Genomic DNA, 9,675 nt, shown 5'->3' on the forward strand with positions numbered 1-9,675 from the left:
GGCAATTCGGACATTCAATTGTTTCATTTAAAAGAGCGAGCTTTAGGAAAATTGTCTGAGCAATTTTTTGATAATTGACCACTGTTACATTTGGTAAATCGAGGAGTTGATCAAAATTTATCCACATAACCCACCTCCTGTTCTGTGTTACTGTTATACCATGCTCACACAGAACCTAGAAGAGCCAAGGATTGAAAGCCTTGTAAATCAAGACCAAAAATATAGTTGCACACGGGTATTAGATAATAAACTATATCTTCCGGCAAAAATCCCCCTCTTTGGGGAGAAGGGGAAAAGCCAAACCAAGATTAACCCTGCACCATCACCGAGGCAGCCGCAGCCACACCGGCACCGGGGGTGACACCTTCGACACCTAACTCGATTAAAGTCGCTTCAATGGCAGCGATAACCGTGAGGATATCCCTCTCACTAGCAAAACCTAAATGACCGATACGGAAGATTTTACCCTTGAGGTGATCCTGACCACCAGCCACAGCGATGTCGAACTTTTTATTGAGAGTCGAGCGAATTTTTTCCGCATCCACCAGAGTGGGGGCCACCGCAGTAATCGCCGTGGAAGCCCAGGAATCCGCCGCATAGAGGGGCAAATCCAGGGCGCGCATACCTGCCCGCGTCATCTGCGTTAAGCGTTGGTGACGGGCGAAAATTGCCGCTAATCCCTCCCTTCTCATCATTTGCAGAGAAGCTTGTAAACCGTACATCAGGTTAACTGGAGGGGTAAAGGGGGAACTATCCTCATCGGTGGCTTTTTTGTATTTGCCCAAATCTAGATAAAAACGGGGCAGTTTGGCGGTTTCGTAGGCTTTCCAAGCTTTTTTGCTTACGGAAACAAAACCTAAACCGGGAGGAATCATATAACCTTTCTGGGAACCAGAACCGACCACATCTAAACCCCATTCGTCGATGGGAATATGATAAGCTCCTAAACTGGTGACAGCATCGACGATAATTAAAGCTTCCCCGTGGTCTTTTACCGCTTTGTTAATGCTTTCCAAGTCATTGAGAACCCCGGTGGAAGTTTCTGAATGGGTGATAATTACCGCTTTGATGGCTTTTTCCTTGTCTTCGGTCAGTTTAGCGGTGAATGCCTCTGTATCTAGGGGTTTACCCCATTCTGCCTTAACTACATCCACATTTAAGCCGTAGGCTTTTGCGACTTTCCCCCAACGTTCCCCAAATTTACCATTATCCCCCACCAAAACTCGATCGCCGGGGCTGAGAAAATTAATAATTCCCGCTTCCATGACACCGGTTCCCGAAGCGGTTAACATTAAGACATCGCCACTGGTTTGATGCAACCATTTAAGATTTTCGGTTAATTCGGCGATTACCTTGCTAAAAGCACCCGTCCGATGACCTATAGGTGCTTTAGCCATAGCCAATAATACCGCTTCCGGCACTGGTGTGGGGCCGGGAATCATCAACATATTTTTATTTTCCATGGTTCGTCCTCTCTCGTTGGGCCATATTTAACAAAGATAAAAAACCAAATCTCGATCGCATCAATTCTGAGGAGATGATTTAAGATTCGGCAAACTCTGATTATATCCCGGTACTCAGTCTTCAGGAGATAGGAGTCAGTCCCGATGCCAAAGTTGGCACCGCCAAACATGAAAATATTCTGCTCCTAAATCCAGTTATTAAAAACTGATTATTTATTCCCCCTTTTGCAGGAGTGCCTCTCCTGATATGTAGCCTATACTCAAGGGATGGCCGTATTACTTCAGAGCTGATTACTCAATCCAAGCTTTTGGGGGGTTCTACCCCCCAAACCACTAGGGTTGATTCATAGTAGGGTTGATTCATGAATCAACCCTACCCACTTCCCCACTTCCTAACTCCTATTCCCGATTTTCAAAGAGTTTCTGGATACCGAGGGCAGCATCGGGCAGTTTTACCAAAGATTCGCCGATTAGAACCGCATTTGCTCCCGCTTGCTTCACTGTGGCTAGATCTGTTGCTGTGTGTAATCCCGATTCGCTGACGATCAGAATACCTTTTTCTCGCACCTTTTCGCCCCTGGCTTCTAGTAATTGGCGAGTATTGTCTAAATCGACTTTAAATGTCTCTAAATTGCGGTTATTGATGCCGATTAGTTCGATTCCCTCAATGGCTAACACTCGATCGAATTCGGCCAGACTATGCACCTCTACCAAAGCTGTCATCCCTAAACCCTTGACAATTTTGACAAAATATGCTAGGTCTTGATCGCTTAAAATAGCGGCAATTAAAAGGACAGCATCGGCTCCTTTAGAGCGAGCGTAGTAGATTTGATAGGGATAAAGGATAAATTCTTTGCATAATAGGGGTAAAGATACCGCTTGCCGGACGAGGCTAAGATTTTCGTAACTACCTTGAAAAAACTTACTATCGGTTAAAACCGATAAACAAGTGGCTCCTCCCTGTTCATAGGCACGCGCGATCGCTACAGGATCAAAATCTTCCAGGATAACTCCCTTGCTCGGGGAAGCTTTTTTGACTTCGGCAATCAAAGCGGGTTGGGTTTTACCCTGTTTTAAGGCGGCTAAAAAGTCGCAAGGTGGCGCAGTATTGGCTATTTTTTGGCGTAATTCTAATAAAGGCAACCTTTCGCGCAATTTATCGACTTCGATCTCTTTATGCCAAACGATTTCTTCTAAAATATTTTGTGGTTGTGCCTCTGGCACTTTCACCACATAACTCAAACTCTCAACTTTAACGGCAGGATTGGGGTGTTTTCTTCGGATCTGCATTTTTTCACTGTCCAGAGCGTGAACAGTGATTAGTTTAACAGTGATTAGTTATCGGGAATTGAAATAGAGACGGGGAAAACCACGTCTCTACAGACATTTAACTCTACTTGTGTGGATATTCCCAGTCTTCACCGAAAGGCTATTGCATAGCTTCGATCGAACGTTCTAAAATTTGATCTTGACGTTTTTCTTCTTCTTGACGATTTTCAGTTAATAAAACCCGCGCTTTCGCAGTTTCTGCCTCTCCTTCCCCTAAAAGCTCCTCTGTACGAGTTAAGACGTTTTCTTCGAGCATTCCTTCTGCTTGTCGCTCTTGGGTTAGATTAAGACGTGCTTTTTCTTCAATATTCATAAATTTATCCCTGCCACAGGTGCGATCAACTTCTACCTTCAGTCTGACACAAATTTACTATTCTGTATCATTAACTACAGAAAAATTTAGAATCTTACCAGCGAAACCGAGATTTAGGTATTTGTTCTCATTCCTTAAATAGACAGGGATCGATCGACCTCAAGCTATACAATAAAACCTATGGAACAATTCCCCAGCTTAATCAAGCCCGTATATCGGGGTAATTAAGTAGGGAGGCACAATTATTTGTAGGATGGGTTAGCGGTAGCGTAACATAATCGGGCGTTGGGTTTCATGCTTCAACCCAACCTACGTTCATCTTATATTTAATTCCACCCACCCACTTAATTATCGATTGCCTAAACCAAGAGATTTCTTGACAGTATCCGATTCTATCGTAATATCCTATTTGCACAGCTTATGACCAAAGGTAATTTAAACGATCTCATCCGTACAGAAGCTAATAAAGAGGTAGAATCCCAAACCTCTCCTTCTCCCAAACGTCCGAAGGAAACAAACGCCACCCTACAGGCAAAAATTAACGACTTGACAACAGAGTTAGAAAAAACCGAGAAAAATCAGCAAACTCTCCAAGAAAAGGTGATTTCTCTGGAAAAAGAACTTCAAGAACATCTGGAACTCTCTGTCAGGTTACAGCAGTTACAACAACAGACCGAGCAGTTAGAATCTGTCCTCTTGGAAAAAACTACTTTGGTGGCACAATTATCGAGTCAATTAAGTCAATCCCAGACGGAATTAACCGAGAAAAAACAGTTAATTGAAAAACTATCGAGTCAATTAAGTAAGACAGAAACAGAACTGACTGAGAAAAAACAGTTAATTGAAAAATTATCGAGTCAATTAAGTCAATCCCAGACGGAATTAACCGAGAAAAAACAGTTAATTGAAAAATTATATAATCAAATTAAAACCCTAGAAAATAGTCCCCCCCCCACCCCTGAACCCTCACCAATTAGCAAACCTGCGCCGAAGAAACCCAGTCTTTATAACTTTGAAATGGCAACTTTAGCCCGTTATATTGCCCCCAATCCTACCCCCACAGAGTTAACGGATTCCGAAATCGGTTGGTTCGATTAATTATGGCTAGTAAAAATCAAGAACAACAACATCCACAGGAAAGACTAGATCGCCCGATTGTTGATCAGCTGCTGCAATCAGAACCCAATGATTTAAACTTAGCTGAATGCGCTCGTTTACGCATACGTTATCAAAACTTTCCGGGAGCAAGAGAAATCCAAAGAGATTTAGATTTAATCCTAGAAAAATGGCAGTTAGATGAAGCTAGTTTATGGGCAAAAACTCGACAACTGCACAGTCACGGACAAGTGTATCAAATTCGCCAAAGCGAGGAGCAACAGGATTGGAGTTAAATTGCAGCAGTTATCTTAGTGATGCGAGAGGAAAAATCAAACCTATAATTTGATTTTATCTAATAATCTCTGCAAAGGATTTTTGGGTTTGCTTGCTGGCGGATCTGCGGGGGGATTAGGATCATCTAGATAACGATAATATTTCCAGATATCCCAGTAGGGACATCCCGGTTCGATGCGAATTCCTGCCCAATGTAAATATTTTAAGGGCTGATTTAATCTCGGATCGATTAAGATATTCCCCTGACGTTGAAAATGAGAACTTCCCCCCCAATTTCCCGCTTGACAACCCGGGGCGCGGACAATATTAAATCGATTGGGAACTCGTTTGAGAATGGTATAATTAATAATCGGTTGATCGGAGGTTTTTTGAGAAAAATCAAAATATTCTGGATGAGCGGCACATTCTTGAAAAGAACTATATAACTCCTGTTCTGAGAATAGATTCTTTTTACTAGCCCAAAAACCACCGTTAAACATCCCAGTTAGATCATTTTCTGTGAAGATTCCCTGTTCTAAAACAATCGGATTAAAGACATCAGTAATCCCTTTTTTGTGTTGGTAATCACAGCAGAGAAAATCGTAGGTATCGAGGAAATTTAGATTATCTATTATTTTTTCAAAAACTACGATATCGGTATCGATATAAAGAAATTGATCTAATTCTCCAAACCAACACACCTGCTTGCGAAATTGATTGGGACGAGCAAAGAATTTTTCTCCAAAAATATCATAGATTTTTTGTGCTAATTCTTCCACTAATTGCAGATCGGGATAGAGAATAACGCCATATTTTTCTGCTAATAAATCGGCAATTTTTTGATAATTATTGTCGTAGGGAATCAAGATGACGGGAGAATCAGGATCGTACAAACGAATACTATTCATTAATGCGATCGCTTGATCAATAACTCGATCATTAGCGGTAATGTAAATTCCTCGCTTCATAAATATCCTAGGGGTAAGAGTTAGAAATAATTATATAGCAGTTATCTTAATGGTGAAGTAGAAAGTTTTCCTTTTGGGGAGTCAGCCATCAGCTTTTTTCTCCCGATATCCCTGTTCACTGATAACTGATAACTGATCACTGATAACTGAATAGCTGATCAGCCTTTCTCTGTCAACTCTTAAGGAGTGGTGCGTTTGATTTTTGAATTGGCGAATAAGTAGGGAGGCACAATTATTTGTAGGATGGGTTAGCGGTAGCGTAACCCATGCTGGCGTTGGGTTTCATGCTTCAACCCAACCTACGTTCATCTTATATTTAATTCCACCCACCCACTTAATTAAGGAAAGATCACCACTACTTAAACAGTTTTTTCTTAAGTTTAGCCAGAGAACTCTGCATCCATAATTTTTTAAGTCGCAGGGGTTCTAAACCTTCTATATCAGCCGGATAGCGTTTTTTAATATCAAAGAAATCATTAATTTCTCTTAAAATTGTTTCAAAACGTGGTAGTAATTTTTCGGGATGATAATCATCGAGAAAATTAGCCGGTAAAGAATTGACGGGAAAATTACGGGCATAATTAAGAATACGTTCCAGATCGTATTGAGTGGAATAAGCCCCGATTTTTTGACAATTGAAACCGGGATCGAGATAATCGGCTAAGGCACTATTAACACTAGAAAATACCGTACAACCACAGGCTAAAGCTTCCAGGGGCGGTAAGCCAAAACCCTCCGTTAAACCGTTTACAGCCCAATATTCAGCCGAATCGTAGAGATAAACCCGACTGCGATTGAATAATCCCACTAAATCCTCCACATAGCTATCTAAAACCTTAACGCGGCAGTGGGGACGGAGGGCGGGAACTAGACGATTGAGAAGATACTTTGAGGATTTGCGCCCCTGTACTAGGACATCGATATCTCTTTCTAAGCCTAAATTGAGAAATTCTGAGCCAATTTGATTAGGAAGATAGTAAATTAAAGCATTAGGAGCCTTTTCTCCCCAATACCCCATAGTATTACGGCTAACAGTGATAATTGGTATTTGGGAGGGTAAACGGAAGCCGTAACCTGTACTATGGGCATGATAAATGATATTATGCGATCGCAATTTTTGCACCAGTTTAGGAACATCAAAACCCCAGCTAACCACAAAAATACTGTCATCGGAGCTTATTTTTGCAAGTATATCCTCTAAAAAAGGATAATTTAACTCTTTTTGACGATAAGTCACAATCTGGGCGCTACAAATTTGACTAGCCAAATTGACAGTTTTCATTTCTGCCCACAGTCCACCCCCACCAAAAGGAGAAGTAGTACCGGGCAAGAGAAAATAGAGGTTTCTCATCAGGATAATAAGTGGGTGGGTGGAATTAAATATAAGATGAACGTAGGTTGGGTTGAAGCATGAAACCCAACGCCCGCATAGTTGACGCTACCGCTAACCCATCCTACAAATAATTGTGCCTCCCTACTTAGAAGTTTTGGTTAAGCGGCAGTCTGGAGACTTGGCTATTCTATACTTAATTATTAGGGTGTGAGGTATCTAAAGGCAATAGTCGATCAACCATAGATATTATTAAATTATGTTTGCCACTGATAAATACTTAGAATTATTAAAGCAATACCCTCCTCGTCCTATTCACAATGAGGAAGACTTAGAAATGATGCAGGAGGTTATTAATCGCCTGTTAGACAAACCCCAATTAACGGCAGAAGAAAGGGAATATCTAAATGTTTTAGGGGCTTTAATTTATGAGTATGAGGAAAATCAAGAGCCAATACCTGATATTTATGGACTTGAATTGTTGAAATTCATATTAGAGGAAAAAAAACTACAAAAGCAAGATTTGCTATCTATTTTTGAAAGCAAGTCAACCCTGGATGACATTCTTGATGGGCAACAAGAGTTAACTCCTATCTACATTCAAAAATTAGCCAATTTTTTAAATATATCTCCTGATTTATTTTTTCCTAGTTAGTTACAAAAAATGCGCTAGACAGTTAGGCTTATTTCCTGTCCTAACGCATAGATTAACGGACTAAATTAAAGCCCGATAACGCCCCAAAGCTAGTAAAGGGAAATACTGCTGATAGAAATGATATTTCAGGTAAAAATGACAGGGAAAACCTGTACCGGTGAAGTAATCTTCATTCCATGTACCATTTTCTTTTTGGGTAACAAGAAGATAGTTAACGCCCTTTTCAATCACTTCTCGCTGATAATTGCCGGTGACTTTCCCGACGGCTAATAAACCGATTAATGCCCAAGCAGTTTGGGAAGCGGTACTATTTCCCTGTCCTTTAAATTTAGGGTTATTGTAACTAAAACAGGTTTCACCCCAACCACCATCAACATTTTGACAACCGCTTAACCAATTGGCTCCTTTTTGCAATTGCTGGCGATATTTATTCGGTTCCAGAAAAGCTAAAGCAGATAAAACCCCACTGGTTCCATAAATATAATTTACACCCCAACGACCAAACCAACTACCATCAGCTTCCTGTTCTTTTTCCAGATAATCCAAAGCTTTTTTAACTCGATTTTCTTCCATGTTAACATCACAAGTGCCTAACATTTCTAGAACTCTGGCAGTCACATCAGCCGTATTAGGATCGATCATTGCTTTTAGATCGGCATAGGGCAAAGAATTAAGCCAGTTTTGATCGTTATCGATGTCAAAAGCCCCCCAACCACCAGCTTTACACTGCATAGTAGCCATCCAATTAACTGCCCGTTTCATCACAGCTTTTTTAATATTTTCATCGGGCATTTTAATTAACTCTAAAGCCATCACCACCACAGCCGAATCGTCTAAATCCGGATACCAGCGATTGTCAAATTCAAAAGCCCAACCGCCGGGGGTTCCGATTTTATTTTTAATCGCCCAATCGCCATAATCAAGAATTTGTTGATCGATTAACCATTGTCCTGCTTTAATCATAGCTGGATGAGCAGGATTTAGCCCGGATTCAATTAGCGATCGAATTACCCAAGCCGTATCCCAAACCGGCGACACACAGGGCTGTACACAATAGGTATTATCGGTCTCAATACCAAAATTATCCACCGCTTTTAAACCCCTGGCAACAATCGGATCGTCAACATCATAATCTAGGGCTTTTAAAGCTAACAGGGAATTTAACATCGCCGGGATAATCCCCCCCCAATCCCCCGTGTCTTCCTGTCGTTCAATCACCCATTTTTCCGCCGCTTTCAGACTTTCTTGACGGAAGGGAACTAAATTAGTTTTTTCTGCCCATTTAAACAGCCCATCTAACCAAAGAAAAACATCTGACCAATTGTTACTTTTTGGTAACTCATACTTGACATTATTCACCCCTTCTGTATAGAGTTCATCGAGATTAAAACCCATTTTATACACGGGTTTTTTGTCGAAAACAATTAATAAAGGAACCGTACTTCCCCGCGCCCAACTGGACATTTCATAGATAGTAAAAGGGAAATTTTCCGGCAGTAGCATGATCCAAGCGGGGATAGAGGGAACCCCCAGCCAATCATAACAACCAATCAAAGCGAGGTGCATTTTGGTGAAAATGCGGGTTTTGCTGATGCCACCTTTAGCTAAGATAAATTCTCTGGCTTTTTCTAAAGTAGGATCATTAGCGGGAATTCCCAATAGTCGCAGTCCCATGTAGGCTTCCACAGTGGTGCTAAGATCGCCACCATCCCCATAAAATAACTCCCAAGCGCCGTTAGGACACTGTTGCTGACGCAGATAGGTGGCTGATTTGTCTAGGGGGCGATTTTTGTCAGTTTTCCAGATTTTGTGTAGTAAAATTGCTTCTGAGGTGATGGTGACATTAGATTCTAATTCTGCCCACCAGTAACCCTCAGAGTATTGGGTAGAAAGTAAATAATTTTGAGAAAGTTCGATCGCTTTCGCTGTTTTAGCGGCTATTTCGGTGATTTTGTCCTGAATCTGCATTTTTTTTCCGTTCGACAACCTCTAGGGACCACCAGTGCAAATAAGATAATCTTAATTTACAAAGTTTTTAATAAGTAGCCAAAGAATAGGCTTTTGTTCCCAAACAATCCAGTCAAGGAATCTGCTTTGGTTGCCACTTTGGCTCTTCTGGTTTTCGTGTGTTAATTTTTGTTATGAATTAAAGCAAGCAAACAGCTTAAGTCGAAGATGTTCAAAATTGGTAAATCCATAACTCATTCTTTTAATAAGCTTTATTTTGGTATTCATTCCCTCAATTA

Annotated in this window: 10 protein-coding genes and 1 pseudogene; 3 read left to right on the forward strand and 8 right to left on the reverse strand. The window is 41.0% G+C overall.

Annotated elements, in window-relative coordinates; genetic code table 11:
• The 4 genes and pseudogenes from IM509_RS00635 to IM509_RS00650 all read right to left on the reverse strand — a co-directional run.
• Positions 1-127 (reverse strand): annotated as a pseudogene (locus tag IM509_RS00635) (ISL3 family transposase); the annotation flags it as partial.
• A gap of 181 nt (positions 128-308) precedes the next feature.
• Positions 309-1,463, reverse strand: a complete 1,155-nt coding sequence (locus tag IM509_RS00640; RefSeq protein ID WP_185237644.1) for a pyridoxal-phosphate-dependent aminotransferase family protein — start codon at positions 1,461-1,463, stop codon at positions 309-311.
• A gap of 399 nt (positions 1,464-1,862) precedes the next feature.
• The gene (gene trpC / locus IM509_RS00645; RefSeq protein WP_052276439.1) at positions 1,863-2,753 is read right to left on the reverse strand and encodes an indole-3-glycerol phosphate synthase TrpC; all 891 of its coding nucleotides are present in this window, start codon (positions 2,751-2,753) and stop codon (positions 1,863-1,865) included.
• Positions 2,754-2,892: 139 nt separating this feature from the next.
• Entirely contained in the window at positions 2,893-3,105 is a 213-nt protein-coding gene (locus IM509_RS00650; RefSeq protein WP_002783371.1) for a hypothetical protein, read from the reverse strand.
• Positions 3,106-3,525: 420 nt separating this feature from the next.
• On the opposite strand from IM509_RS00650, the gene IM509_RS00655 reads away from it, so the two are divergent.
• Complete coding sequence (locus IM509_RS00655; protein ID WP_072926945.1) at positions 3,526-4,203, forward strand: hypothetical protein; 678 nt, start codon at positions 3,526-3,528, stop codon at positions 4,201-4,203.
• Positions 4,204-4,205: 2 nt separating this feature from the next.
• The gene (locus IM509_RS00660; protein WP_046662919.1) at positions 4,206-4,496 is read left to right on the forward strand and encodes a DUF3288 family protein; all 291 of its coding nucleotides are present in this window, start codon (positions 4,206-4,208) and stop codon (positions 4,494-4,496) included.
• A 42-nt stretch (positions 4,497-4,538) separates the two neighbouring features.
• Here IM509_RS00660 and IM509_RS00665 read toward each other — a convergent pair whose 3' ends face one another.
• Positions 4,539-5,444 (reverse strand): Npun_R2821/Npun_R2822 family protein, encoded by a 906-nt coding sequence (locus IM509_RS00665; protein ID WP_072926948.1) that lies wholly within the window; start codon positions 5,442-5,444, stop codon positions 4,539-4,541.
• Positions 5,445-5,799: 355 nt separating this feature from the next.
• The gene (locus IM509_RS00670) at positions 5,800-6,795 is read right to left on the reverse strand and encodes a glycosyltransferase (RefSeq protein ID WP_052276440.1); all 996 of its coding nucleotides are present in this window, start codon (positions 6,793-6,795) and stop codon (positions 5,800-5,802) included.
• Between the two features lie 238 nt (positions 6,796-7,033).
• Here IM509_RS00670 and IM509_RS00675 point away from each other — a divergent pair, with 238 nt between their 5' ends.
• Positions 7,034-7,429 (forward strand): helix-turn-helix domain-containing protein, encoded by a 396-nt coding sequence (locus IM509_RS00675; RefSeq protein ID WP_072926951.1) that lies wholly within the window; start codon positions 7,034-7,036, stop codon positions 7,427-7,429.
• A gap of 60 nt (positions 7,430-7,489) precedes the next feature.
• Here IM509_RS00675 and shc read toward each other — a convergent pair whose 3' ends face one another.
• Together shc and IM509_RS00685 are read right to left on the reverse strand one after the other, a co-directional pair.
• On the reverse strand, positions 7,490-9,397 hold the full coding sequence (gene shc / locus IM509_RS00680) for a squalene--hopene cyclase (protein WP_052276441.1): 1,908 nt from the start codon (positions 9,395-9,397) through the stop codon (positions 7,490-7,492).
• A gap of 171 nt (positions 9,398-9,568) precedes the next feature.
• The coding region (locus IM509_RS00685) for a transposase (protein ID WP_271946612.1) at positions 9,569-9,675 on the reverse strand (107 nt) is incomplete at its 5' end.

The organism is Microcystis sp. M31BS1 (assembly GCF_020245285.1).
In the GTDB taxonomy this organism is placed as follows: Bacteria; Cyanobacteriota; Cyanobacteriia; order Cyanobacteriales; family Microcystaceae; genus Microcystis; species Microcystis panniformis.

Excerpts from the sequence above, each read along its gene's own strand:
- IM509_RS00640 (WP_185237644.1), bottom strand. The coding sequence starts at position 1,463 with ATGGAAAATAAAAATATGTTGATGATTCCCGGCCCCACACCAGTGCCG.
- trpC (WP_052276439.1), bottom strand. The coding sequence starts at position 2,753 with ATGCAGATCCGAAGAAAACACCCCAATCCTGCCGTTAAAGTTGAGAGT.
- shc (WP_052276441.1), bottom strand. The coding sequence starts at position 9,397 with ATGCAGATTCAGGACAAAATCACCGAAATAGCCGCTAAAACAGCGAAA.
- IM509_RS00665 (WP_072926948.1), bottom strand. The coding sequence starts at position 5,444 with ATGAAGCGAGGAATTTACATTACCGCTAATGATCGAGTTATTGATCAA.
- IM509_RS00670 (WP_052276440.1), bottom strand. The coding sequence starts at position 6,795 with ATGAGAAACCTCTATTTTCTCTTGCCCGGTACTACTTCTCCTTTTGGT.
- IM509_RS00650 (WP_002783371.1), bottom strand. The coding sequence starts at position 3,105 with ATGAATATTGAAGAAAAAGCACGTCTTAATCTAACCCAAGAGCGACAA.
- IM509_RS00655 (WP_072926945.1), top strand. The coding sequence starts at position 3,526 with ATGACCAAAGGTAATTTAAACGATCTCATCCGTACAGAAGCTAATAAA.
- IM509_RS00675 (WP_072926951.1), top strand. The coding sequence starts at position 7,034 with ATGTTTGCCACTGATAAATACTTAGAATTATTAAAGCAATACCCTCCT.
- IM509_RS00660 (WP_046662919.1), top strand. The coding sequence starts at position 4,206 with ATGGCTAGTAAAAATCAAGAACAACAACATCCACAGGAAAGACTAGAT.